Source organism: Aneurinibacillus migulanus (genome assembly GCF_001274715.1).
In the GTDB taxonomy this organism is placed as follows: Bacteria; Bacillota; Bacilli; order Aneurinibacillales; family Aneurinibacillaceae; genus Aneurinibacillus; species Aneurinibacillus migulanus.
Genome location: NZ_LGUG01000004.1, coordinates 729,149 through 753,945 on the forward strand (window position 1 = coordinate 729,149; position 24,797 = coordinate 753,945).

The window sequence follows — 24,797 nt, forward strand, 5'->3', positions numbered from 1 at the left end:
GATAATTTGAAGAGTCGCCACGCAATAGACGTGGCGACTCTTTATTTTACTTTCACGGAGCGTGCCTTTATCCAATATTTACTGAGTTGCTCGAATGCGTGCAATTGACTCTTGTATATCTCGCTGATTTCCAGCTTTTTGCGTAGAATATGCATTTCAAGCACTTCATCCACTGTTATATCAAATACGTATAGATGCTCCTTGACCAAGTTATGCATGACTTCTGATACGGCTTTATGTTCAGGGTGCCCGTATTCTCCCTGCAGATTGTGAGTAACAATTTTTTTGTAGGAGCGTTCACCAAGTGCCCGTAGGAGGTCCTGCTCCAGGTTGGGACGGTTGACATGCTCTGTCCAGGCATCTTTGTAGGACCAGATCTCATATTCGGCGTTAAATGCTTCCATCGCTCGGGCAAATTCCTTGGAGCGGACAGGATTATCACCGTCTGTGATGCAGATGACCTTCCAACCTTCTTCCTGTATCAGTTCGTCTCCGCCAAACATCGTCTCGTCATCTGGATGAGCTACAACCATAAGCTTGTTGATTTCCATTCCGATCAAACTCCTTTTATTACATAATGTCGTAGTGTGGTGTTGATATTCCTTACCCCCTTTGTGAGAAAGAACAAACAAGCATGATTATCTGGTGTCAGGTTGAGGTAGAAGGCGTATGAGTAAAAATAATGAGAAATGAAATGGAGGATAAAGGCTTGGAACGTATCGACATCAGACACCTTGAAAACCGCAATGAATTGAACGAAGTATATGATGTATGGACGGCAGCATTTCCAGAAGAGTTGAGTTTTTTCGTGGGGCGGCTGAAGGCAGAAACTGAATATGAGTCCCAGACAACCTGGATAGCGACCGTAGAGGGAAAGGTGGCCGCAGCCGTGCAAATTTTCCCTTTCTGCATGTGGTACAAGGGGATTGAGCTTGCGGTGGGAGGCATTGGTAATGTAGCAACCCATCCGGAGTACAGAGGGCGTGGATTGACACATCGAATTCTGCTTCGTCAGCTTGACTGGATGAAGGAACAAGAGTATGATATTTCCTTTCTTTTTACAGGTATTCCGGGGTTTTACGAAAAGATGGGATGGAAAATCGTCCGGGAAGCAGAGCATACGATAAGAAAGGAGGAAGGGAGCAGGCTCAAAATTGAAGACGAGGAATGGCAGATTGTGCCGTTCTCTTTCGATGATATAAGGGCGATGCGCACTATATATGAAACGTATAGCCAACAATATGCAGGAGCCCGCATTCGCCATGAAGAATATTGGAGAAGAGGGATAGGTGGCCAGATAGAAAAAGCGCTCTCTTGCCTGATTGCTAAACGAAACGGTCGAACTGTCGCTTATGTTTTGTATAGCGTAGAAAACAGTGCCATATTCATTCAGGAGCTATGCCATAGTATAGATGGGAAGGATGCAGTATCTGTACTCGTTCAGGAGATATATGCCCGTCATCCCGAAGCAGAGAAAATGAAATTTAAGCTGCCTGAAGGCTCTGATACGTTTCAACAGCTCAAAGTATTTGGGGCACGGACTTCATATAAGGAGGAAGCGATGTGGCGGGCAGTGAACCATGCGTCATTATCACAAAAATTAGGTGGAATAGAGCCTTATTTTACACCTGAAAATTTTCTGTTCTGGGAAGCCGACAAGTTCTAAACTTGACGGCTTTTTTCATTCCAGGTTTGGGCATGCTGTTCCACCAGTTTGAGGAATTCCTGCAAAGCAGGTGAAAGCCACTTTTTTTTATGATACGCCATCTGGGTAGCGACACGGCACGGTTCGTCATTCCACTGTAATGCCCGGAGTTTGCCTTCCGCAATTTCTTTTTCTACTGTGATGAGAGGAAGAAAGGAGAGTCCGAGACCGGACATGACGCAGTTTTTAATTGCTTCGATGCTCCAGAATTCTAAATCTGTACCGGGGAAGACCCCAAAGCTGCTCAGATATTTCTCAAATAAAGTACGGTAGCTGCACCCGGGTTCGGTATGAAGCATTGTTTCTTCCTGTATATCTGCCGCTGTGATGGCAGGAAGCAGGGCAAGCGGATGGTCTGGCGGAGCGATAATCGCCATTTTCTCCATAACAAGTGTTTCGATATGCAAATCATGTTCTTGAGTTTCCGGTTCTAGAAGAAATACCACATCTAGCTCCCCACTGCGTGCAAAGCTGCGCAATTCCCAGCATACGCCAGGCCGGAGGATAATTTTTACATGTGGATATCGACGAGTATATTCGCGAATAATTGCCGGCAAGCGGAAAGCCGCAAGCGATTCGGGTGCACCGATGGTGATTGTTCCAGCCGGAATATTGTCCATGGTAAGTTCCTGGATAGCAGCATCGTGCAATTCAAACATTCGCAGGGCATATGGCAACAATTTTTCACCAGCTGCGGTCAGAATTACTTTTTTGCCCAGGCGGTCAAATAGCTTCGTTCCCAACTCTTCCTCTAGCGCTTGAATCTGTGCGGTTACGCTGGATTGAGCGTAGGAGAGAGTTTCTGCCGCCTTTGTAAAGCCTTTAACCTCTGCTACAACCTTAAACGTGTAAAGATGTCGTAGTTCCATTCCTTTCACCTCCTATCGGATTTTATGATGGTTTCTATCACTTCTATCCGTTTTACTGATGAAAATATTATCTGCTACGATCAAATCAAACGCAAGAAGAATATTGTAAAAGGGGATTTGGAGAGATGGAAGCAAAGGGAAACATAAAAAAGTCAATCGGCCTGCCGCAGGCAGTCGCACTCTATATAGGAGCTGTGCTCGGTTCCGGTGTGCTGCTTGTGCCCGGGCTTGCGGCGGAAATTGCAGGGCCGGCTTCACTGCTGGCCTGGGGTCTAATGACATTGCTTGTTCTTCCAATGGCACTTGTAATGGGTCTTCTTTCCGCCCGGTTTCCGAACGCGGGTGGAGTCGCATATTTCGTATCACGAGCGTTTAATGCAGGAGCCGGAGGATTGATTGGTTGGTTTTTTCTTATGTCGGTACCGATCGGGGCTCCGGTAGCCGCATTAACAGGTGCTGGCTATATGACAGTCGCGTTTGGACTTGGGGAAGAGGCAAAAGTAGGTATTGCTGCGCTCATGCTTGCTGTAAGTTTGTTTATTAACTATTTCGGTATGAAAGTGGCAGGAAAAATCCAGGTCGCGGTCGTGCTGGCGATTCTCTTGGTGCTTATACTTGCAGGAGTAGGGGCAATACCCGATATTCAGGCGGTGAATTTTACACCATTTCTGCCGCATGGCTGGCTAAGTGTAGGGCAGGCAACTGCAATTCTTTTCTGGTGCTTTATCGGCTGGGAGGCTGTCTCTCATATGTCGGAAGAATTTGTTGACCCGCAGCGCGAAGCGATCAAAGGCGTAGTCATTGCAGCAGTGGTGGTAGGTATGCTATATTTTCTGACTGCGCTGGCTACGGTCGGTACGCATAGCTACGGAGCGTCTACTTCGACAGCTTCGCTTGTGCTGGTGGTGGAACGTCTACTCGGTTCAGGTGGAGCGCTGGCGATTGGGGTCACGGGCCTTTTTATTTGTACAGCGACCATCATTGCATATGTCGGTGCGGCTTCTCGATTGGCCTACTCTCTTGCGAATGAAGGAAGGGCACCACAGGTATTGAGTAGAGTCTCCAAACGATACGGAACACCCGTGGGGGGACTTGCCTTTCTTACGGCATGCTTTGCATTCATTCTTGTGTTATATGGCACAGGCATTGTTTCGCTTACTACCTTGATTCAATTGCCGAACGCAACCTTTATTTTAACGTATCTGGGCGGTTGTGCGGCAGGTATTCGGCTTTTAAGGGAAAGCAGATTAGGAATGGCTATTAGCCGGGTTTCCTTTTTTCTTACATTGTTGATTTTTCCATTTGTCGGATGGTCTGTGCTGTATCCGCTGGTCATTGCCTTTGTCTACTTTCTTATACAGCGGTACGGAAAGAACACTGAAGCGGAAAGTATGCTGATAAAGTCATAGCACAGGTGCATGACGGGAATTCTCCTCTGCTTGCTTGAGATGGTATAATAGCAAAGGGCCATATATATTATGTCTGACATTGAGCCCACGAAAGAATATGTATTTATCAAGTTAGAGTATATGCACAGAGAGGAGATTTTTCTTGGAAGCACGCACGTTTATAACGCTTGAATTCAATAAAGTAATCGAACAGCTTTCAGCATATGCCTCTTCCTCGCTAGGAAGAGAAAAAATAGAAGCACTTACTCCTTCCACAGAATATGAGGAGGTGCAGCGCCGTCAACAAGCTACCTATGAAGGAAGTACCGTACTTAGATTACGCGGTAGCGCACCGCTGGGTGGCATTCGGGATATTCGCCCGGCGTGTAAGCGGGCGAGCATGGGTGGCATGCTGAATCCGACGGAGCTGTTGGACATCGCTTCTACCCTATATGGAGGGGGCCGATTGAAAACATTCATCGCTTCCCTTGTTGAACAGACCTCCCTTCCTTTACTCGAAGAACTACTGGGGCAGGTTGAGCGGCTGCAAGGTTTGGAGAACGAGGTGAACCGTGCAATTGACGAGAATGGGGTAGTGGTCGATTCGGCGAGCTCTACGCTTTCACAGATACGCAGCCAGATTCGCGGAGCCGAGAAGCGTGTCCGCGAACGGCTTGAGCAAATGACTCGTAACAGCAATACACAGAAAATGCTACAGGACCCGATTGTTACCATTCGTAACGACAGGTTTGTTATTCCTGTTAAACAAGAATACCGTCATGTGTTTGGAGGCATTGTCCATGATCAGTCGGCATCTGGCGCTACGCTGTTCATCGAGCCGCAGGTTGTGGTGAATATTAGTAATGACTTGCGCGAATTGAAGCTGAAGGAAGAAAGGGAAGTAGAGAAAATCTTACATGCGCTTACAGCTCAGGTGGCAGAAGTCGTAGATGTATTGCTTCACAATGTAGCTTGTCTGGCAGAGGCCGACTTCATTTTTGCCAAGGCAGCATATGCGCATGCATTGAAAGCTACACAACCCGCTATCAATAATGACGGCTATCTTCGTATTAAAAAAGGTCGTCATCCGTTAATTCCTGCGGCCCAGGTTGTGCCGATCGATGTAGAGCTTGGCAAGGAATATACAGCGATTGTCGTGACTGGACCAAACACTGGCGGGAAAACCGTCTCGTTAAAAACAGTTGGACTTTTCTCGCTTATGGCGATGTCAGGCCTGCATATTCCGGCCGAGGATGGCTCGGAGATGACTATTTTTGAAAGCATCTACGCCGATATTGGCGATGAACAGAGCATCGAACAGAGCCTAAGTACATTCTCCAGTCATATGACTAACATTTCTAACATTCTTCAGCATGTGAATCATCGCAGCCTCATCCTGTTTGATGAATTAGGAGCGGGGACCGACCCGACCGAAGGAGCGGCTCTTGCGATGTCGATTATCGATTACGTACATGAGCGTGGTGCCCGTCTCATCGCAACGACTCACTATAGTGAATTGAAGGCGTATGCCTATGAGCGTTCTCGCATGATTAACGCAAGTGTAGAATTCGATGAGGTTACTTTGCGCCCGACGTACCGCTTACTGGTCGGTATTCCCGGTCGCTCAAATGCATTTGCTATCGCGGCGCGGCTGGGGCTGCCGGAGAAAGTTCTGGATCAGGCGCGTAACTTCGTTAAAACTGAGGAATCCGAAATTGACACGATGATTGCGTCGCTTGAGGAAAACCAGCGCAAAGCAGAGACAGAACGCCGTGAAGTCGAGCGTTTACGAGGAGAGCTGGAGCAGACACGCCGGGAGCTGGAAAGTGAGCTGTCTGGCCTGGATGAAAGAAAAGATAGGCTATACCAGCAGGCGGAAGAAGAAGCGCGTACGGCTGTGGAAAAAGCGCGGAAGGAAGCAGAGATGATTATTGCCGATCTTCGGCAAATTGCCAGGGAAGAGCGTGCTGGCATTAAGGACCACAAACTAATCGAAGCCCGCAAGCGCCTGGAAGAGGCAACTCCTTCCTTACGCAAAAAGAAAAAACCGAAGAAAAGTAATGTACCATTGAATCAGCAGCCGCTTGAGGTAGGAGACGAGGTGCGGGTGCTATCATTTAACCAGAAAGGCGAGATTGTAGGAAGGGTCAGCGATAAAGAATTCCAAGTCCAAATTGGTATCGTTAAGATGAATGTGAAAGCGGATAACTTGGAGAAGCTGAAGGCAGCCAAACCGCAGGTAACACAGAATATTACCAAAATCCGTTCGACGCGTGATCCGGTGCGTATAGAGCTGGATGTGCGCGGCAATACGGTAGAGGATGCTATTATCCAAATTGACAAATATCTTGATGAAGCACTTCTCGACGGATTGAATCAGGTCTCGGTTATTCACGGAAAAGGAACCGGCGCACTTGGCCTTGGCATTCAGAAATATTTGCGCGGCCATCGTCTGGTCAAATCGTTCCGTTGGGGCGGTCAGGGCGAAGGCGGATTGGGTGCCACCATCGTGGAATTAAAATAAGCATATGATAAACAATGAAACCGATCCGATGTTTTTACGTATACAACATAAACATCGGCTGCTTATACCTGATTGACGATGGAGGAGGGAGCGGGTTGGTTTTTTTAAAGAATCCGTATGTGTTAACGGCAGCTCACTTTGCGGCTGCGTTGCTTGCGGTTATCATTTTCCTGGCTATATTTGAGATAGTTACACAGTACAAAGATTGGGAAGAGATTAAGCGTGGGAATGTTTCCGTCGCCATGGCAACGGGCGGGAAGATATTTGGCATTTGTAATATTATCCGTTATTCTATTCAACATAACGACGGCATCGGCCATACGCTTTTATGGAGCTCGTATGGTTTCTTACTACTGCTTATCGCTTATTTTGTCTTTGAATTTTTAACACCGATGTTTAAGGTAGATGAAGAAATCGCTGCGGATAACCGCGCTGTTGGCCTACTATCCATGGTTATCTCCATTGCCATGTCTTATGTCATTGGCGCAAGCATTATCTAGAGCTGCCGGATTGCTACATAAAAAACGGTAGTGTATAATGACAGGAGCGTCCGAGGCATGCCAAGGGCGGTAGGGAGGGAAGTCGGGATGTTGGACAGATTGGTGAAAATCTTGGCGACACTGGCTGTGCTTTTTATTTTTGGTGGCATTTTATACTTTGCTTTCCGATAATGAATAGGAAAAACGAAGAGCGAGGCATAACAATCGCTCTTTTCTTATGTTTGTGCTAAAATAATTACGTTTATATATGTGGATTTGAACCGAGAGGTCGGAGGAGATTGTCATGGAAAATTCGTTGAATATTGCCGTCATTGGTTTAGGCTTTATCGGCCTGCCCTTGTCATTAAGCTATGCCCGCAAAGGGGCGAACGTAGTAGGAATCGATGTAAGCGAAACGCTTGTGAAAGAAATCAACGAGGGTAAATCCCACCACCTGGAATATTTTGAAGGCAAGTCGCTTGCACAAATACTTCAAGAACAAATCGCGGCTGGACGCTTTACGGCAACGAGTAGTTATGAGGATGCGGCCACTAGCGTCGATAATTATATCATCACGGTAGGCATTCCGGTAAAAGACGGTGACCCAGAAATGCGTTACCTAACTAGCGCCTGTGAAACGCTGGCAGGTGTATTAAAAAAAGGGGATACGATTATCCTGCGAAGCACGGTAATCCCCGGCACGACGGAGGAACTCGTAAGACCGCTGCTTGAGAAGAGCGGACTTGTGGCAGGAGAGGATTTCTATCTTGCCTACGCCTCTGAGAGAATCGCAGAAGGCCGGGCATTTGAAGAGTTTATTCACATGCCGCTCGCGCTTGGTGGGATTAATGAAGCAAGTGCAAGACGTGCAAAAGATGTACTTGCATTCGTTACGGAGGCGGAAGTGACCATTTCCGATATTAAAGTCGTAGAGACATCTAAAGTTATTGAAAACGTACAGCGTGATGTAAATATCGCTATGGTACAGCAATTCGCCCGCTTTGCTGAAAAAGCGGGTATTGATACGTTTGAACTTATCCGTGTTGCTAATACGCACACACGCGTCAATTTGCTGACCCCGGGACCTGGTGTTGGCGGTTATTGTTTGCCGAACGCGTTATATTATTTGTTACCGAAAGCGAAAGAATTGGGTGTAGACCTCCATCTATTGGAGACGGCGCGGCAGATTAATGACAGTGTACCGAAAGTGCTTGTGCAGATGGCAGAAGCAGAGCTGAACAAACAGGGGAAGACAATCGGCGACAGCAAAGTTGCCGTACTTGGGCTTGCGATGAAAGATTTCTCGAATGATGACCGCATCAGCCCGCCTCACCATCTTGTGCAGCTTCTCCGGGAAACTGGAGCTACAGTAGCTGCGTACGATCCGGCTGTGCCGAGCACATACGAGTATAAGGTTTCCAGCTTGCAGGAGGCTGTGAAAGATGCGGATGCGCTCATCTATGTTACTGTACAGGAAGAATTCCTGGAGATTGACTGGAACCAGACAGTTGCCCAGATGAAAGGCACGCCGGTCATTTTGGACGGCAAAAACCGTGTGCCGCGCAGCGTAGAGGAAAAAGCGGTACTCGTCCGCATCTAAAAAGGTAAACATAATAGAAATCGAGAAAACGAGACGGCGCAGTCCGCATAGCTCTTTTCCTTTGGGGAGAGAGGAGCGGACTCGCGTCTCGTTTTGCTTATAAGACGAAAGGATGTCGTGAAGGATGAAGGCGAATAAAAAAGTGCTGCTGGTGGCGTATTTGTTTCCGCCAATTGGGGGCGGTGGCGTGCCGCGCGCACTGAAAATGGCCCGATACCTGGCGGAAGATGGCTGGGAAGTGCACGTATTAACTGTAGAGCATACATACCATGCCACGAAAGATGATTCGCTTCTACGTCAGCTCCCTGCCAATGTTATCATACACCGCGCCAGGGAATTTAATTTAGTACAGACAATGCGTCCGACGCAAAAAGAGCCACCTAAGCAACAAGAAGGCTCTCAGCAGGGCAAAGCGGTACAGCCGCAGGGCGGATTAAAGCAGGCGGTTAGACAGCGGATTGTACCGCTGTTGAAAAAAGCGAAGAATACATTAATGATTCCAGACGATATGATCGGATGGCTGCCCGCTGCATCCAAGCTGGGAGAAGAAATTGTTAAAAAGCATGAGATTCCTATCCTATTTTCCACATCGGGACCGTACACGAACCATCTGGTAGCCCGCCGTATTAAGCGAAAAACGGGCATTTCATGGATTGCCGATTTCCGTGATCCGTGGACGCAGAATATGCACCGCTCAGGTGTGGCTTGGCGAGAGGCTTGGGAAGAGCGGATGGAGCGCAGCGTGATGGCAGAATCGGATGCGATAACAACAGTTACATATGGATTCGCCGAGAACTTTACACAAAAGTTCGGAAAGGAAATCAAGCGGATTGAAGTCATTCATAACGGTTTCGACCCTGAAGATTACAAGAATATCACAGAGCCTGCGGAAGACGGGAAGTTTACGCTCGCGTATCCGGGGATTTTCTATAAAGAGCGCAATCCCCGGTTGCTACTGCAGTCAGTGGCCGAGCTAATCGAGGAAGGAAAGATAGCGCGCGACCGTATCTTACTTCGTTTTGCTGGTGTGTTCGATTATCCGGGCTACAGTGATAACATCGATTGTGTAAGGCGCCTCGGATTGGAGGATGTGGTCGAGATTATGGGGAATCTTCCTCATAAGGACGCACTTGTAATGATGAAGGGGGCAGACGTACTGATGCTTATTGGGGATACGGCGCCTGGCTCCGGCGTTTATATTCCAGGTAAACTGTATGAATATATGGCGATCGGCCATCCGATTCTGGCGCTATCCGTAGAAGGGGAGTCCACCAAGATTATTCGTACGTTTAACCTTGGTGAAGTAGTGGACCCGTTGAACAAAGAAGAGATTAAGCAAGCTTTTCACGATATGTATGAACAGTGGAAAGATAATCCCGCAAGTCAGGCGGACCGTGCGGGAGAGATTCTGCAGCGTGCAGCAGACGGCGATTTGGCCATCTACAATCGTCAGAAGCAGGCTCAAATGCTGGGTCAATTGATGGAAGAGCTGCTTACGACAACCCGATAATCAACTGGACTGCCATATAGCAGGCAACGATCCAGATGAGCAGTGCAGATATGCGGTTAATGGCTTTCATCCAGCGTCCTGACGGGTCCAGCGTTCCAAGCGCACGGCCTGCGAGAGCAAGCCCAAAGAACCACAGATAGGAGATAAGAATGCAGGAGATGGTGAACGACCATTTTTCTCCTCCGCTGTAGGTGAGTGAGCTTGTGCCAATAACACCGATCGTATCGAGAATAGCATCGTTTTTAGCCAGGCGAACGTAAGTACAACGAGTGAGACACCGAGTACCGCCAACGCGATGAGAAGGGTATCGCATAGTGATGTTCCTATCTATGAACAGAGCGGCGCATATATAAAGGGGAGAATTGCATATGGAGAATGGGCCGTCGGGTATAAGCTTCCAACGGAACGTACATTTGCAAAGCAGCTTGGCGTAAATCGAGGCACAGTTGCCGCCGCATTTGCTGAATTAGCCGCGGAAGGGTTAATTGAAGGACGGAGGGAGCGGAATGGAAAATGCTGAAGGGTGGCTTTTACATCTGGCTACGACTACTTTCCGACGTTTCTCTTCCAAGGCTGTTTGATGAAGCGTTGCGGCATGGCATCCTTCTTAATCCAGGAACGATTAAGGCGGGTGCCAAGCTACAGCGCAGGCACCCGCCAAGTTTTCTTTATCCTGCGGAGTGTGTAGAAAAAGGACGAGCGACAACGCCCGCGAGTTTTTTTCTTATAGTAAGATTTCTAACAGTTTTTCTATATACTGCTCTTGTTCCTTCTTATACTGCTGCAAGTCCTCTGGCGGTGCATAGAGCACTTCCCGGCACGCCTTCGTGAAATCTTCCGCATCCCGGTTCGCGAACGTTACAACCCCGTTAGGTCGTTTCACCACATCGCTGGACACGGTCGGCGTTCCAAAATAGAGCGCTTCCCGAATCGATACGGCATCCCCGTCACTGACCGTAGGCCGGACGAACAGTGCGGCTTTCTGAATGAGTGGATAGAATGGAATCTTCTCATACACAAGCAAGAACCTCTCTTCCAGCCCGTGTGCCGCAATCCGCTCCTCATAGCGTTCCAGCAAGTCTTGATCAACCACATGAGTGATACAGTATACGAATCCGAGTTGTTTATTTTCCCGAGCCAGCTTGCTGAACATATCAATACATAAATCCAGACCGTACAATTCATCTCCATTGTACAGGTTGCCTACACCGCCATTTGCTACAATTACGTGAGAATACCGGTCGAATACTTCAAGAATATAAGCAGGAATCCGTTTTATGTCGGTTTCCATATCGACTGTTGGCGGAATGAATGCGGGAATAACAGAAATTTTACGTTCAGGAATGCGCAGCTCCAGCAGCTTTTCTTTGATCTCGTCGCTCACAGCTACAAAGTGGTCTGAAAGCAGACCGGTGAGATAGACCATTATTCGCTGTGCAAGCCCCAGCTGTTCGCTGTCGTTGCGCAGGCTGTGTACTGTGTGAACAACTTTCTTCCCCTTCAATTTAAGCAGAGACAATGTAAAACGCATTTGCCAGCGAAGAAAGTGGTTATGAATAATATCTTCGTTTTTTTGCCATATATATTTCCATGACCACTTCTCGATTTCCGGAATCGGCACGACAGCCCGATTCTTTTCTCCGCCCTCTCCATTGCCGTCATAGATAATAAAGGGGACTTGTTTCTGTTCTAGACGGTCGCATAAACGTTCCACATGAACAGAAATCCCCCCGGCTGGGGGGGGATAGACGCCGATTTCAGCTACGGATTTCGTTTTTCTCATTCTTGTACTTGCTCCTTCCTTGCACGGGCCAGGTTATAGACGACAGACAGAATAGCAAGCAGAATCCAGAACATAAAGTCTACTCGATATTGGTGCCATACATCTTCAAACATTCCGGCACTGGCAATTGCAATCAAGGATCCGATGCCAGCTTTGGCCATATAGGAGAGCAGTTTGTCTTTTTTATCGTTCATGAATAAGCTAACGATAGCTGTACGCAGGCTTTGATAGAACATGTACAACAGCAGCAAAATAGCCAGAATTCCGCCTGTTACGAAGTTCATCAGATAAATATTATGGAAATGGTTAATGCGTACACCGGGCATCATATAATCAGTGTATACTTTTTTGAATGTCGTCAAATCCGAACCGATTCCTGTTACCCAGAAATCGCGAATCATGGCAAATGCGGATGGCCACATTTCCAGGCGGTATGCGCTGGAAGAATCGGTCTGCGGACTGAAGATAGATAGAATTCGGGTCATAATCGTATCTGGCAGGAAATTCACGCTGACGGCTGCCACGATAAGTCCAACGACAAGCAAGCGGCGACTGATCATCGTTGCCAGTATGCCCAATCCTAAGAACAGGGCTACCCATCCGCTACGGGAGAATGTGAGTACAACCGCAAGCGAAATAAGGGCGAATTGTAATGCGAACAGCACACGGTTGCCAAGTGATTTTGAATAGAAAATCAAGGCGAAATTCAATGGCAGAATCATAATTAAATATTGAACGAACAAGTTCGGATTCTCAAATGTAGCAAAAATCCGCTTACTTAGCCCCGGATTCTGGCTCGCATCTACCCACGCTGCTGATGTATATTGCAGCGTAAAATATTGATATACACCATACAGTGATACCAGGCTGGCGGATAGAACGAGACAGACGATAAAACGATAGAGCGTTTCACGTGTATCCAATTTCATTACCAGCAGAAGATAAAGAAGAAAGCTAATAAAGTAGTAAAGCATAAATTGTTTCAAGCTTTCTATTACATTGACTGAAGTAAGGGCTGTAATTAGCAGAATTGCTAAAAATAAAAATACAGCCAGATTCAAATGATTTTTTAGGTTGGCCTTTAGCTTTTCGTAATTTTGTGCCGTAACGAACAATACAAGCACAAACAAAAGAATTAAAGCCAGCAGCGGCCGGTACGTAAGGATGGGAAGGGACAAAGCGATTAAGTATAATCCGTACTCCGTCCGGTATAGCGTAATTGCAAGAAACGCCCCCATCAATACGAATTCCCCGGCCATTCCTACTTTGTATTGTATGATGCCTATCGCCAGTAGCGCTACGGCTACCAGTAGCATCATCGGACGTGTTTTCGTCATAGTATCGAACTCCCGGTCCTACTTATTTGCGTCGAACAATTGCGTGAGCAGCCTGCCGGGAATGCTTGTCCGAATTGCAAGCCAGAGACGTTCCGGCCCCAAAAACAGAAGCAGTCCTCCGGCGACGAGGTCGATGGCGATGATAAGTACGAGCTTATGCATGAATAACAGAACATACGCATGTACAAAAACCATAATGAATAATATCCAGAACACATACTGCCACTGGATGGACTGCCATCGGCTACGCAGGCGTGACAGCAAGGAGTGCTGCCCGACCTTCTCCGAGAACAGTTGTATTAGCGCCATGGCTCCGTCTACCGTTTTATGGGCAAGCCAATCATAAAATGATGGTTTCTTCATTGTTTTCACCTTCTTATTCCACGCTGATTACCCTGGACGCGAATATGGCTCCGTCCGTTCTTGCGGGCAAGTACAGGTTCGGATAGAAGAATGTATTATCGATAATCGGGCTTCCGTCTAAAGAAACGAAGCCGGTAGCTTTTATTGTCAGATACACATCTTCTTCCCCTTTAAAATGCTGCAGCTTATACGATCCGGTTGTAGCGTCTGGAAGGTATTTTTTTGCCGGGACCGCTTTGACGTCCACTACCTCGCCGAAGGGCGGAGTTACTCCGAAAGTTCCTTTTTGAAAGATTTTATCTCCCGGATGGATAGATTTGTGGAAAGATGGTAGCTGTCCTTCAATAGCGATCGTTACGGTCATTTCTTTGTGCGGCATTACCAGTTTGCCTGTCATGGAAGCTTTAAGCGCGATAATAATCACCGCGCCAATAAGCAGCAGGGTAATCAGCGCGTCTTTTAATGTGAAAGAAAAAGAGCGCTGACTCATTACTTCTCACCCGCGTTAACTTCGGATATCAAGGTTTCAATCATATATTTTGGTCCTTTAACGGACACTTTAGTACCTGTCAAGAGTGCGCTTCCGTCTTCACCGACGGCAGTTTCCCCTGCGACGCTACCTTTCGTTTTTACAGTAATAAAAACGGAAAATTTCTCAGGTACAGTAGACATGACCATGCGGCCGTCAGCCGTTGTTACGGCAACTTTTCCCGGCTGTTTATCTATGGAGACAACTTCGCCGATTTTTTGGTTGTTATCTTTGTTCCGCAATACGTCACCTTTCTTAATTTGATCCACGACAAATGGATGCTCGGCACTGTTATACAGTACGTATGTTAATTCCTTTTGCGTTTTCGGACCTGTACCCACGTCCTGGCCTTGTGTGAATTTAATTCCGGCAAAAACCAATGCGCCAATTAACAGCAGAATTAAAAACAAGTCGAGAATATTAATTGCGCCAAAGACTCTTCCTTTTTGATCAATAGCTTTCATGAAATCCTTTTCCTCCTATTTCATCTAGCAAAAAATCATTCTTGCATAGCCTTTCCTAGAATATCATACATGTATTCTTTCGTACAACAGACCATGCCCATATGGAAAAACTCGCAAGCGTTGTCGCTTGTCCTTTTTCCACAACGAAGCCAAACAGCCGCTTTCTTGCTTTACAGCGACATATCGTTTCTTATTCATTGAAAAAAACCCGCTTGTGGCAAGCGGGTTCACTTCACGTGTGTACGAATGAGCTGACGATACAGCTCTTTTGTTTTCATTGCCATATGCGTCAGCGTATACTCTTCCTTGACGGTACGGTACCCGGCTTCAGCAAGCTTTATGCGCAAGTCTTCGTTCTCCATCAGGATAAGAATGTTCTGCTTGATTTCTTCCGGATTTTTCGTCGGAATGACGATGCCGTTCAAGTAATCGATGAGAAAATCTGAGATGCCTCCCACCATTGTTGAGACGACAGGTTTCTTCGCCGCCATCGCTTCAAGAAGGGAGAGACCAAGCCCTTCCGAGTAGGACGGACTCACAAACAAATCCATCGCCTGCAGGCAGCGTGGCACGTCCTGACGAAAGCCAGCGAAATGTATACGCTCGCTCACGCCAGCGCTGTTGGCCGTGTTCTGTAGCGCTTCTTTTTCCGGTCCATCCCCGATAACCAGCCAGTGAATACGGGGGTTATCTGCGGCAAGCAGGATAAACGCCTGCATCAAGTCTGTCAATCCTTTGACCGCAACAAGCCGGGAGACGGTACCGATAACAAATGCATCCTCTGGAAGTCCGAGAGAGCGCCGGATATCACCCGTATCTTCATCCGCCTTAAATTCTTCGATTGGAATCCCGTGATGGATGAGGGTAATATTTTTTGCTGTTACCCCATCCGATTCAAGCGATTGCTTGATAGAGTTCGAGATGGCGATATAGTGGTCGTTCCACTTGCGTGTCCATAGCTCCATACGGGAAGCGAGGAAGTAGGCCAGCGGATTCGGGTAATCGTACCGTAGCACGCTGTGTATCGTTGTTACGATAGGGATACGGGGAAGAGAGCGCACAGCAAGACGGCAGAAAAAATTCGCCTTCACGCCATGCGAATGAATAAGATCGGGCTTCTCTTCCTGAAATACGCGGGCAAGCCCCTTCACAAGACGAAAATCGAATCGTCCGTATGTATCGAGCACGATGACGCGAATGTTCCGTTTGCGTAATTCTTCGGCAAAAGTGGAGTTATAGAAACATACGACGACAGGGTCAACCGCATGCCTGGACAGAATTTCGAGCAGTTCAAGAATATGTTGCTCCGCGCCGCCAAACTCGCCCCCGCCGATTGCATGTAATATTTTCATTTTGGACATCCTCTGTTCACTTCCTGACCCTAGAGCAACTAAAAAACAAATCGTACTAAACAATCAAATCGTAACAATTATATCGCATCTGTGCCGATATGTTCAATGCGAGAGGGTTGATTTTTCTTATTTCAGGTATAGTATGAAAGAAGCCGTGTTTTTACGCGGGTCTAAATTTCATAGTAGAGCATTGCTGGGTAGTAAGGAGATTATGTACATATGGCACAAACCGTACTTCGTTCAGCGGTAGTAATTATGATTGTAACACTCGTCGGGCGGGTTGTGGGCCTGCTGCGCGAGATGTTGCTTGCGAATAGCTTTGCAGTTGGCTTTGAGGCAGACGTCTACCGCTACGCATTTGCGATTCCGAATACGATTTTTTTATTTGTACCTGGAGCGCTGAATGCGATTTTTGTTCCGTCTATTAAAAGTATGCTGGTTGAAAACCGGCAGGAAGAGGCACGTACGTTATTCCGTAAAATGCTAACCGTAATTACCATCATTTACTTTATTATTATGGTGCTTGGGATGGTATTTTCAAGGGAAATTATGCAGGCAATGACATTTATGCAGCAAGGATCTGAAGCGATTACGCCTCAGCAACGCGCCGAGCAGCTGGAAATGGGCACTCGCATGCTACAAATCATGTGGCCATCTGCGGTATTTATCGGGCTTATCGGCGTATTTCAGGCGACTCTGAATGCGCACCAGCAATTTTTTATACCGCAAGTAAGCACGGTAATCAATGCGATTGTCGTATGCATAGCGTATCCGCTCTTTGTTCCTTTTTACGACATCTACGGTGTTGCGATTGGCACGACGCTTGGCTTTTTATTTGCGGCAGCGTCTATGGTATATTCCATAAGAAAAGAACAGTATTCATTGAAGCTTGACTTTGCCTGGAATACTGTTGAAATGAGAAAAATAGGAGAACGCTTTATTCCAATTATGCTTGGGTCGCTGGTCACCCAGGTATATAGCTTTATTCATCCGGTGCTCGCGTCCGGTCTGGGGGAAGGGAGAGTAGCGGCGCTCGGATATGCCAATATTATTTACCAGCTTCCGATGGCAATTTTTGTTGCGGCGTTTACGCTGCCGATTTACCCTTATCTTGTTGAGTATTTTACGAAAAATGAGATGGACAAGATGAAGCGGGCAATTACTGAAGGTATGCAGTATTTATTCATCTTGATGGTGCCGGTAATTGTAGCGTTAGCTGTTATTCCGGAACAGTTGGTTTCACTGCTGTTTTACAGGGGGGGAGCTGGGAAATTTGACCTTGAAGCTGTTACATTGACAGCTACAGCACTTATGTTCCTAGGACTGGGGCTGTTCTTTCTTGCGGCGCGCGATTTGTTAACTCGTGCTTTTTATGCAATGGAAAATACAAAAATTACTGTTATTGCGGCAGTCATAGGTATTCTTGTTAATATCGCCTCCAGCCTCGTATTTATGCCGTATCTGAGCCATGGTGGCGTGGCGCTCGGCACGACGGTCGGCTCATTGGTGAATATGCTTGTGCTAAGCTTCTTCCTTCGCAGGCATATCGGTCCGTTCATCCAGCGCTCCTTCTGGGTTACCGCTGTAAAGACCGTAGCGGGGGCAATTGTAATGGGGGCGGTTTTGTATGCAGCGACCGCATTTGTTTCCTTACAGGGAGTTTGGATACAGAAGATATATACTGTCTTTTTAATCGGGGCAGGAGCAGGTCTTTTCTTCGCCGTGCTTGTCCTGCTGCGTGAGCCACTTGCTTTGCAGATTATTGAGCGTTTTGCTGGAAAACTACTAAAAAGAAAAAGGGGATAACAAACCATGAAAGTATTGGTAACAGGCGGAGCCGGTTTCATCGGCTCCCACATTGTGGACCAGGCGCTTGAAGCCGGGTATGAAGTGTGTATTGTTGATGATTTATCGACAGGCAAGCGGGGACAGGTGAATCCGCAGGCGTCGTTTTATGAGATGGATATTGAATCACCGGATATCGAGCGTGTATTTCAGGCAGAAAGACCAGATTTCGTTATCCATCAGGCGGCCCAAAGCTCTGTACCGGTGTCCGTGCAGAATCCTGTGCACGATGCCAAAATTAATATTGTAGGAACGATTAATCTGCTAGAGGCAGCCCGTAAACACGGCGTACGCAAAGTAGTATATGCTTCTTCCGCAGCAGTATATGGCGAACCGCAGTATATGGGTATTGACGAGGTTCATCCGAAGCAGCCGCTGTCGCCGTATGGAATTTCGAAATATGTGCCGGAGTTCTATCTAAATGCATACCATCATCTTTATGGATTGAATTATACGGCTTTTCGTTATGCGAATGTATTTGGAGAAAGACAGGATCCAAAAGGAGAAGGCGGCGTGGTGTCCATCTTTGTAGACCGTGCACTGGCCGAGGAAGAGCTGACCGTTTTCGGTGACGGGCAGCAGACGCGCGATTTCGTCTATGTAAAAGATGTAGCCAGAGCCAACATTATGGCCCTGACTAGCGGAGACAATGAAATCTTTAATATTAGTACCAATGAGAAGACAAGCATAAATCAACTTATTGCACTTATGAACGACGCGCTCGGCACGGAGTTGAAGGTAAGATATGATGCTCCACGTGAAGGCGATATTCTTCATAGTTATCTTGACAATGCGAACGCTATAGAAAAGCTTGGTTGGACACCTCGGTATTCTCTGCGACAGGGGCTGGAAAAGACGTTGCATTTCTATCGTACGTCAGAGTGAAGTCGGTCAGAAGAGTAAGAGCCCAGTTGTATAGTTCATCGTGGCTATCGCCGGTGAAGCTGGCGAATAGATGCTCGTGCGACGAAGACATGCTATACGAAATAAAGGAGATAACCCAGTAACGGTCGCGTTCGGCGATTTCAAAACGAATGATTTCGCCAGCCCGTTTTTTCCACGAAAACAAGTCGAACAGGATCTGCACATTAGCCTGGTCATACTTTTTCAAAAAAATTCCCCCTTCACAGGTAGAAAAATCCGTGTGAAGGGGGAATTCTTTATTTCCTTACTATCTCCTGCCCACCTTACAAAACTAGTGTTAAACAGGCAAAAGAAGTGCTATTTCGAGTTTGTATTCGACAAAGTTTTATCTCGGTTTAACGGGCAGTAAGAGCCCGGGAAGTGCAACGAACCACCAGAGGGAGGAAGACCCTTAAGCTGATGGAAGTTTTACTTTATGTTTTGTTGTTCTGCTGACTACTTTTAAGTAGCTCGATCGCCAGCAGACTGCTTTTCTCCGCTTCTTGCACAAGTGTGCCGATGTTACGGCGGATTTTCTCCTGTGCTCCAGGGAGATCGGCGAGCAATGGCTCTATATTAGCCAGCAGTGAATTGTACTCCAAATCCTTAATATGTCCTGCAGATGTCATATCAAGGCGCTGTACGAACCGGTCCATTTTTGGATCATAAGAAATGCCAGCAAACGGAATGTTCATCACTGCTGCCAGAATGACCGAGTGCAGGCGCATACCAAGAATAAATTGGGAGGCGCCGATGAAGCTGAAAATCTGTTTGAAATTCATCTTCTCCTCAATGACGACCGCTCCCGGTTCGCTCATTTGTTTAACAATATCGAGGGAAGGAGCAAGATCGGCCGGATTCTGCATCGGTAAGAAGAAAACTTCCCAACCTCTACGCAGTGCTTCATCTGCAAATTGAGCAATAATCTTCTTATATTGTTGTTCATTTTTCCATGCACGCACTGAGATAGCCATAATCGGTTTTTTTGTGTCAGGCTTGTACTTTTGAATGACACCTTGTCCGAAGGAAATATCTACTTGATTAGAATTAATGGTAACCGCCGGATCTGCCGTTACGTAAATTGGCGCATTTTTGACCCCCAACGATTTCAAATCTTCTCCTGACTGTTCATCACGTACTGTAATTACATCGACGCGGTTGACAATCATACGGATGAGCCGCTTACTAATCGCCTTGGTAATCGGACCGATCCCCTGGGCATAGAAAATAACCGGTTTACCCAGCATTTTCGCTATCATGACGATACCGAGATAATAAATCACGCTGCGTGGGCTTGTCGCATCCTGAAGCAGGCTGCCGCCTCCCATGACAAGAAGGTCGGATTTTTGAAGTTGGTTAACAATAGCGCCCATTCGCCAGCGATTAAACGCAGGAATGCCGAATAGGGCTTGCGTTTCGGCAGGTGTATTCGATAAGACCGCGAGTTCCGCGTCTGGCATATGTTTAGTGAGCGAAGAGATGATTCCATACAGCACCGTGTCGTCCCCGGCGTTGTCGAATCCATAGTATCCAGAAATCAGTATTCTTGCCATGAAAGCGACCTTCTTTCGAACCGAACTAAAACGTGTACACTTTAGTATAGCAGGTTGCCATTCAGAAAGAAAGTTGTTGCCTTTGGAGGAAGGTTTTACGAACTATATATAAATCAAACATGCATAAGTTTTACAAAAGTGTATAGAGTGAAAAGGTTATTTTACAAATATGTATATATCTTTACACAAATTCGACAATAATTTGTCGAAAAAGTGAATAAGAAAGCGATTGCAAGGTTGGCATGCTCTTTGCAATGGATAAAAAGCATACAGCACTTATCTGTCATTTGATATAAAAATAACAAATTCAGGATTATAAAATATGAGGAGGTTTTCTACATGATTCCATACCGTCCCGAACCGTTTACAAACTTTGCTGAAGAGAAAAATATGAACGCGATTAATGAGGCACTGGAGAAAGTAGCCGCTGAGCTGGGCCGCGATTATCCGCTGGTTATCGGTGGCGAAGAAGTGATGACTGAAGAGCGTCTCGTTTCTGTGAACCCGTCCGCGAAAAAAGAAGTAGTTGGAAGCGTATCCAGTGCGGATCAAGCGCTGGCTGATAAAGCGATGCACAACGCAGCCGCTACGTTCAAGACATGGTCCCGTGTCCCCGTTGAACATCGTGCCGGCTATTTATTCAAGGCGTCGGCCATGATGCGCCGCCGCAAGCACGAATTCTCTGCCTGGCTGATGCTGGAAGCAGGTAAAAGCCGCGCAGAAGCAGATGCAGATACGGCAGAAGCGATTGACTTTATGGAATATTATGCGCGCCAGGCGCTGGAACTCAAAGACCGTGGTCAGCAAACACTCGTCCGCCTGCCGGGCGAAGACAACCACCTGGAATACATTCCACTGGGGGTCGGTGTTGTCATTCCGCCATGGAACTTCGCGCTGGCGATCGTAGTTGGCATGGTGACGTCTGCGATGGTGACCGGGAATACCGTTATTCTGAAACCGGCTAGCCAGACGCCAGTCATCGCCTACAAATTTTATGAGCTGTTAGTCGAAGCGGGTCTTCCAGCGGGTGTGGTGAACTTCTTGCCGGGTCGTCCGGATGTGATCGGAGACTACCTGGTTGATCACAAGTTGACCCGTTTTATCAGCTTCACTGGTTCCCGTGCAGTCGGTTTGCGCATTCATGAGCGTTCTTCCAAAGTGGCTCCAGGCCAAATCTGGATGAAACGTCTCGTTGCTGAGATGGGCGGCAAAGACGCCATCGTCGTGCTGGATGATGCAGATGTGGAACTGGCGGCACAAAACATCGTCGCATCAGCGTTCAGCTTCTCCGGTCAGAAATGCTCCGCGTGCTCGCGTGCGATTATTCATGAGGCGGTGTACGATGAGGTATTAAGCCGAGTCGTGGACATCACAAAAGGATTGAAAGTAGGCGACGTGCGTGATGCGTCCAACTACACCGGTCCGGTCATTGACGAGAAAGCATTGAACAAAGTAATGGAATACGTAGAAATCGGCAAGCGTGAAGGCAAGCTCGTGGCAGGCGGCAAGCCAGCTGGCGACGAAGGCTTCTTCGTAGAACCGACGATTTTCGCCGATGTAGACCCGGATGCGCGCATTATGCAGGAGGAAGTGTTCGGACCGTTCGTAGCATTTACGAAAGTGCGTGACTTTGACCATGCGATGGAAGTAGCGAACAATACAGAATACGGCTTGACCGGGTCGGTGTTTACCCGCAACCGCGAGTACATCGAGCGTGCCCGTACCGAGTTCCATGTGGGCAACCTGTACTTCAACCGCAAGTGTACTGGAGCCATCGTTGGGGTGCATCCGTTTGGTGGATTTAACATGTCAGGTACGGATTCCAAAGCAGGCGGACCAGATTACTTGCTGCAATTCACACAGCCGAAGCTGTCGTCCGAGATTTTGTAAGGATACAACGCAGGAAAAAACGGAGAAGCACCCGGTTTTTATGCCGGGCGCCTTCTCTCCCTTTCTTTCCTTCATTCATCCTCTCTGTAATGAAGAGAGGGACAGCATTTTACTTTGTGTTTAATGAAAGGATGAGAAGACAATGGCGATTATGGAAACAACGATGAAAAATTTTTTCTTGTTTCTTTCTCAGAATAAATCGATGAATCAGGCAGCGAAGAAATGGGGGTTGCGTTTCGGCGCTAGCCGTTTTGTTGCCGGAGAGACGATTCGGGAAGCAATGCAGAAGGTGCAGAACTTAAACAATCAGGGGCTTGTGTGTACGCTAGATCACCTTGGTGAGTTTGTATTTAGTCGTGAAGAAGCGATTGAATCGGCGGACTATTGTGTAAAAACGCTGGATGCGATTCACCAGACGGGTGTGAACAGCAACCTCTCGCTCAAGCTAACTCAACTCGGTCTTGATATTGACGTCGATTTGTGCCGTCAGAACATGCGACGTATCCTGGACACTGCAAAGAAGTATGGTAATTTTGTCCGCATTGATATGGAAGATTACAGTCATTGTCAGCAAACGCTCGATTTGCTTGCTGAGCTACGTCGTGATTATGATAATGTGGGCACTGTTATCCAAGCTTATCTGTATCGGACAGAAAAAGATATCGAAGATTTGAAAGGGGTTTCATTGCGTCTGGTAAAAGGGGCATACAAAGAATCTTCAGAAGTGGCTTATCCTGAAAAGAAAGATGTGGATGAGAACTACAAAAAAATTATCAAGATGCACCTATTGAGCGGAAGTTATACTGCTATTGCATCCCATGATGATGAGATTATCGAGTATACGAAGCGTTTAGCGGACAAGTATAGTATTCCGCGTGAACAATTCGAGTTCCAGATGCTATACGGCATTCGCACACAGTCTCAAATCGAGCTTGCACAGCAGGGGTACAAAATGCGTGTGTATGTTCCTTACGGCAATGATTGGTACGGCTATTTCATGCGTCGATTGGCTGAACGTCCCGCTAATGTAGGATTTGTATTAAAAGGCATGGTTACAAAATAAAGCAAATGTTTTAAAATAAAAAGGTTTGAAGGCCAAAAAGCTTTAAGACAAGAGAAGAATAAAAAGTTGAGGGGGTTCAACAATGGATATGCAGTTACTGATTTCCATTACCGTTTATATGCTTGGCATGCTGTTAATTGGTTATTATGCTTACAAGCGTACTTCGAACTTAACGGATTATATGCTTGGCGGCCGTACGCTGGGACCTGCGGTAACCGCGCTTAGCGCAGGTGCTTCTGATATGAGTGGCTGGCTTATGCTCGGTCTTCCGGGTGCCATGTTTTCCCAGGGTCTGAGCGCTTCCTGGATCGCTATCGGCCTTACGCTTGGAGCGTATGCGAACTGGTTATATGTAGCACCTCGGTTACGCTCGTATACAGAGGTAGCCAATGCGATTACGATACCAGAATTTTTGGAGAAACGCTTTGATGACGGGGCGAAAATTCTACGTATTGTATCCGGTTTAGTTATTATGGTCTTCTTTACATTTTATGTTTCTTCCGGGCTTGTTTCCGGTGCCGTACTGTTCGAGAATTCATTTGGCATCAGTTACCATGTCGGCTTGTGGATTGTTGCAGGTGTCGTCGTAGCGTATACGCTGTTCGGTGGTTTTCTTGCGGTAAGCTGGACCGATTTCGTACAAGGACTTATTATGGTTATCGCATTAATTATGGTTCCGGCTGTTACCATCTTCAATACAGGAGGGATCGGTGAATCATTCACGACCATTCGTGAAATTGATCCGAAACTGATGGATATGTTTCAGGGGACGACGCTGCTAGGCATTATTTCTTTATTCGCATGGGGACTAGGTTATTTCGGTCAGCCTCATATTATCGTTCGCTTTATGGCTATTTCGTCAGTAAAGGAAATAAAGAAAGCTCGCCGTATCGGAATGGGCTGGATGATTTTCTCGGTTGGTGGGGCAATGTTTACCGGCTTTGTTGGAATCGCTTACTTTGCAAATAATGGGTTGAAATTGGCTGACCCAGAAACAGTGTTTATGGAATTAGGGCATATTCTGTTCCACCCATTAATTACGGGCTTCTTGTTGGCAGCCATCCTGGCAGCTGTAATGAGCACGATTTCTTCACAGTTACTCGTTACTTCGAGCTCACTGACGGAAGATATATACAAAACATTCTTCCGCCGTTCAGCTACTGATAAAGAGCTTGTGCTTATTGGACGTCTCTCAGTACTTGTCGTTGCTTTGATTGCACTCGTGCTCGCATTCAGTAAAAACAGTACAATTCTTTCGCTTGTTGGATATGCATGGGCAGGATTCGGTGCATCATTCGGTCCGGTAATTCTTCTGAGCTTGTACTGGAAACGGATGAATAAGTGGGGCGCATTAGCTGGGATGATTGCTGGTTCAGCCACCGTTATTATTTGGACCCGTTTTCCTGAGCTATCAAAGATGTTATATGAAATGGTACCTGGTTTTGCGGCAAGTCTTCTGGCTATCGTAGTTGTAAGTATGATGACGGCCAAGCCGTCCACGAAGCTGGAAGAGCAGTTTGAACAAGGCACCCGTTCAGCATAAGTTTTATCACCCCCTTTTGTCTCATGGCAAAAGGGGATTTTTGTTACCTGTTGTGAATAAAATAGATATGCGGGACTAGTAATCTGAATTTTTTATT

Annotated in this window: 21 protein-coding genes and 1 pseudogene; 12 read left to right on the top strand and 10 right to left on the bottom strand. The window is 46.9% G+C overall.

What is annotated here, in order from left to right; translation table 11 throughout:
* Positions 1 to 41: 41 nt before the first annotated feature.
* Positions 42 to 551: a PIG-L family deacetylase gene (locus tag AF333_RS05295; protein ID WP_043063178.1), complete on the bottom strand. Its 510-nt coding sequence runs from the start codon at positions 549 to 551 to the stop codon at positions 42 to 44.
* A gap of 131 nt (positions 552 to 682) precedes the next feature.
* Here AF333_RS05295 and AF333_RS05300 point away from each other — a divergent pair, with 131 nt between their 5' ends.
* Positions 683 to 1,666 carry a GNAT family N-acetyltransferase gene (locus AF333_RS05300; RefSeq protein WP_043063177.1) on the top strand — a complete coding sequence of 328 codons (984 nt, stop codon included), beginning with the start codon at positions 683 to 685 and terminating at the stop codon, positions 1,664 to 1,666.
* Here AF333_RS05300 and AF333_RS05305 read toward each other — a convergent pair.
* Positions 1,663 to 2,574, bottom strand: a complete 912-nt coding sequence (locus AF333_RS05305) for a LysR family transcriptional regulator (protein ID WP_043063176.1) — start codon at positions 2,572 to 2,574, stop codon at positions 1,663 to 1,665. The genes AF333_RS05300 and AF333_RS05305 overlap by 4 nt on opposite strands.
* Before the next feature lie 125 nt (positions 2,575 to 2,699).
* Between AF333_RS05305 and yjeH the strand changes: the two genes are divergently transcribed.
* The 5 genes from yjeH to AF333_RS05330 all read left to right on the top strand — a co-directional run bounded on the left by yjeH (position 2,700) and on the right by AF333_RS05330 (position 10,075).
* Complete coding sequence (yjeH, locus tag AF333_RS05310) at positions 2,700 to 3,983, top strand: L-methionine/branched-chain amino acid transporter (protein WP_043063175.1); 1,284 nt, start codon at positions 2,700 to 2,702, stop codon at positions 3,981 to 3,983.
* Positions 3,984 to 4,125: 142 nt separating this feature from the next.
* Entirely contained in the window at positions 4,126 to 6,486 is a 2,361-nt protein-coding gene (locus AF333_RS05315) for an endonuclease MutS2 (protein ID WP_043063174.1), read from the top strand.
* Positions 6,487 to 6,581: 95 nt separating this feature from the next.
* Entirely contained in the window at positions 6,582 to 6,986 is a 405-nt protein-coding gene (locus AF333_RS05320; RefSeq protein WP_043063173.1) for a DUF350 domain-containing protein, read from the top strand.
* 283 nt (positions 6,987 to 7,269) lie between these two features.
* Positions 7,270 to 8,565 (top strand): nucleotide sugar dehydrogenase, encoded by a 1,296-nt coding sequence (locus AF333_RS05325; RefSeq protein WP_043063172.1) that lies wholly within the window; start codon positions 7,270 to 7,272, stop codon positions 8,563 to 8,565.
* Positions 8,566 to 8,689: 124 nt separating this feature from the next.
* A complete protein-coding gene (locus AF333_RS05330; RefSeq protein ID WP_043063171.1) occupies positions 8,690 to 10,075 on the top strand; it encodes a glycosyltransferase family 4 protein in 1,386 nt (461 codons plus the stop codon).
* Here the strand turns inward: AF333_RS05330 and AF333_RS05335 are convergent.
* A pseudogene (locus AF333_RS05335) lies at positions 10,059 to 10,393 on the bottom strand (LysE/ArgO family amino acid transporter); the annotation flags it as partial. The gene AF333_RS05330 and the pseudogene AF333_RS05335 overlap by 17 nt on opposite strands.
* Between AF333_RS05335 and AF333_RS05340 the strand changes: the two are divergent.
* On the top strand, positions 10,371 to 10,595 hold the full coding sequence (locus AF333_RS05340) for a GntR family transcriptional regulator (RefSeq protein WP_043063170.1): 225 nt from the start codon (positions 10,371 to 10,373) through the stop codon (positions 10,593 to 10,595). The pseudogene AF333_RS05335 and the gene AF333_RS05340 overlap by 23 nt on opposite strands.
* A gap of 204 nt (positions 10,596 to 10,799) precedes the next feature.
* Here AF333_RS05340 and AF333_RS05345 read toward each other — a convergent pair whose 3' ends face one another.
* From AF333_RS05345 to AF333_RS05370, 6 genes are all read right to left on the bottom strand, one after another.
* Positions 10,800 to 11,858, bottom strand: a complete 1,059-nt coding sequence (locus tag AF333_RS05345) for a glycosyltransferase family 4 protein (RefSeq protein WP_043063169.1) — start codon at positions 11,856 to 11,858, stop codon at positions 10,800 to 10,802.
* On the bottom strand, positions 11,855 to 13,195 hold the full coding sequence (locus tag AF333_RS05350) for an O-antigen ligase family protein (protein ID WP_043063168.1): 1,341 nt from the start codon (positions 13,193 to 13,195) through the stop codon (positions 11,855 to 11,857). The genes AF333_RS05345 and AF333_RS05350 overlap by 4 nt, the downstream gene beginning before the upstream one ends.
* A gap of 18 nt (positions 13,196 to 13,213) precedes the next feature.
* Positions 13,214 to 13,558, bottom strand: coding sequence for a hypothetical protein (locus AF333_RS05355; protein WP_043063167.1), 345 nt, complete (start codon positions 13,556 to 13,558; stop codon positions 13,214 to 13,216).
* Positions 13,559 to 13,571: 13 nt separating this feature from the next.
* The gene (locus AF333_RS05360) at positions 13,572 to 14,048 is read right to left on the bottom strand and encodes a DUF4330 family protein (protein WP_043063166.1); all 477 of its coding nucleotides are present in this window, start codon (positions 14,046 to 14,048) and stop codon (positions 13,572 to 13,574) included.
* Positions 14,048 to 14,551, bottom strand: coding sequence for a DUF4330 domain-containing protein (locus AF333_RS05365; RefSeq protein ID WP_043063165.1), 504 nt, complete (start codon positions 14,549 to 14,551; stop codon positions 14,048 to 14,050). Before AF333_RS05365 ends, AF333_RS05360 begins: the two co-directional genes overlap by 1 nt.
* Positions 14,552 to 14,778: 227 nt before the next feature.
* Positions 14,779 to 15,903, bottom strand: a complete 1,125-nt coding sequence (locus tag AF333_RS05370) for a glycosyltransferase (protein WP_158502236.1) — start codon at positions 15,901 to 15,903, stop codon at positions 14,779 to 14,781.
* Positions 15,904 to 16,122: 219 nt separating this feature from the next.
* Between AF333_RS05370 and murJ the strand changes: the two genes are divergently transcribed.
* Both murJ and AF333_RS05380 read left to right on the top strand, forming a co-directional pair.
* Positions 16,123 to 17,709 (top strand): murein biosynthesis integral membrane protein MurJ, encoded by a 1,587-nt coding sequence (murJ, locus tag AF333_RS05375; protein WP_043063163.1) that lies wholly within the window; start codon positions 16,123 to 16,125, stop codon positions 17,707 to 17,709.
* A gap of 6 nt (positions 17,710 to 17,715) precedes the next feature.
* A complete protein-coding gene (locus tag AF333_RS05380; protein ID WP_043063162.1) occupies positions 17,716 to 18,633 on the top strand; it encodes an SDR family oxidoreductase in 918 nt (305 codons plus the stop codon).
* A 452-nt stretch (positions 18,634 to 19,085) separates the two neighbouring features.
* Here AF333_RS05380 and csaB read toward each other — a convergent pair whose 3' ends face one another.
* Positions 19,086 to 20,204 (bottom strand): polysaccharide pyruvyl transferase CsaB, encoded by a 1,119-nt coding sequence (csaB, locus tag AF333_RS05390; protein WP_043063160.1) that lies wholly within the window; start codon positions 20,202 to 20,204, stop codon positions 19,086 to 19,088.
* Positions 20,205 to 20,543: 339 nt separating this feature from the next.
* On the opposite strand from csaB, the gene pruA reads away from it, so the two are divergent.
* The 3 genes from pruA to putP all read left to right on the top strand — a co-directional run bounded on the left by pruA (position 20,544) and on the right by putP (position 24,700).
* Positions 20,544 to 22,094: an L-glutamate gamma-semialdehyde dehydrogenase gene (pruA, locus tag AF333_RS05395; protein ID WP_053432657.1), complete on the top strand. Its 1,551-nt coding sequence runs from the start codon at positions 20,544 to 20,546 to the stop codon at positions 22,092 to 22,094.
* 151 nt (positions 22,095 to 22,245) lie between these two features.
* Positions 22,246 to 23,157 carry a proline dehydrogenase family protein gene (locus AF333_RS05400; protein ID WP_043063214.1) on the top strand — a complete coding sequence of 304 codons (912 nt, stop codon included), beginning with the start codon at positions 22,246 to 22,248 and terminating at the stop codon, positions 23,155 to 23,157.
* A gap of 88 nt (positions 23,158 to 23,245) precedes the next feature.
* Entirely contained in the window at positions 23,246 to 24,700 is a 1,455-nt protein-coding gene (gene putP, locus AF333_RS05405) for a sodium/proline symporter PutP (RefSeq protein ID WP_043063213.1), read from the top strand.
* The last annotated feature ends 97 nt before the right edge of the window (positions 24,701 to 24,797 follow it).

Excerpts from the sequence above, each read along its gene's own strand:
- AF333_RS05400 (WP_043063214.1), top strand. The coding sequence starts at position 22,246 with ATGGAAACAACGATGAAAAATTTTTTCTTGTTTCTTTCTCAGAATAAA.
- AF333_RS05295 (WP_043063178.1), bottom strand. The coding sequence starts at position 551 with ATGGAAATCAACAAGCTTATGGTTGTAGCTCATCCAGATGACGAGACG.
- putP (WP_043063213.1), top strand. The coding sequence starts at position 23,246 with ATGCAGTTACTGATTTCCATTACCGTTTATATGCTTGGCATGCTGTTA.
- AF333_RS05355 (WP_043063167.1), bottom strand. The coding sequence starts at position 13,558 with ATGAAGAAACCATCATTTTATGATTGGCTTGCCCATAAAACGGTAGAC.
- AF333_RS05340 (WP_043063170.1), top strand. The coding sequence starts at position 10,371 with ATGAGAAGGGTATCGCATAGTGATGTTCCTATCTATGAACAGAGCGGC.
- yjeH (WP_043063175.1), top strand. The coding sequence starts at position 2,700 with ATGGAAGCAAAGGGAAACATAAAAAAGTCAATCGGCCTGCCGCAGGCA.
- AF333_RS05370 (WP_158502236.1), bottom strand. The coding sequence starts at position 15,903 with ATGAAAATATTACATGCAATCGGCGGGGGCGAGTTTGGCGGCGCGGAG.
- csaB (WP_043063160.1), bottom strand. The coding sequence starts at position 20,204 with ATGGCAAGAATACTGATTTCTGGATACTATGGATTCGACAACGCCGGG.
- AF333_RS05380 (WP_043063162.1), top strand. The coding sequence starts at position 17,716 with ATGAAAGTATTGGTAACAGGCGGAGCCGGTTTCATCGGCTCCCACATT.
- AF333_RS05365 (WP_043063165.1), bottom strand. The coding sequence starts at position 14,551 with ATGAAAGCTATTGATCAAAAAGGAAGAGTCTTTGGCGCAATTAATATT.
- AF333_RS05350 (WP_043063168.1), bottom strand. The coding sequence starts at position 13,195 with ATGACGAAAACACGTCCGATGATGCTACTGGTAGCCGTAGCGCTACTG.
- pruA (WP_053432657.1), top strand. The coding sequence starts at position 20,544 with ATGATTCCATACCGTCCCGAACCGTTTACAAACTTTGCTGAAGAGAAA.
- AF333_RS05305 (WP_043063176.1), bottom strand. The coding sequence starts at position 2,574 with ATGGAACTACGACATCTTTACACGTTTAAGGTTGTAGCAGAGGTTAAA.
- AF333_RS05360 (WP_043063166.1), bottom strand. The coding sequence starts at position 14,048 with ATGAGTCAGCGCTCTTTTTCTTTCACATTAAAAGACGCGCTGATTACC.
- murJ (WP_043063163.1), top strand. The coding sequence starts at position 16,123 with ATGGCACAAACCGTACTTCGTTCAGCGGTAGTAATTATGATTGTAACA.
- AF333_RS05325 (WP_043063172.1), top strand. The coding sequence starts at position 7,270 with ATGGAAAATTCGTTGAATATTGCCGTCATTGGTTTAGGCTTTATCGGC.
- AF333_RS05345 (WP_043063169.1), bottom strand. The coding sequence starts at position 11,858 with ATGAGAAAAACGAAATCCGTAGCTGAAATCGGCGTCTATCCCCCCCCA.
- AF333_RS05330 (WP_043063171.1), top strand. The coding sequence starts at position 8,690 with ATGAAGGCGAATAAAAAAGTGCTGCTGGTGGCGTATTTGTTTCCGCCA.
- AF333_RS05300 (WP_043063177.1), top strand. The coding sequence starts at position 683 with ATGAGAAATGAAATGGAGGATAAAGGCTTGGAACGTATCGACATCAGA.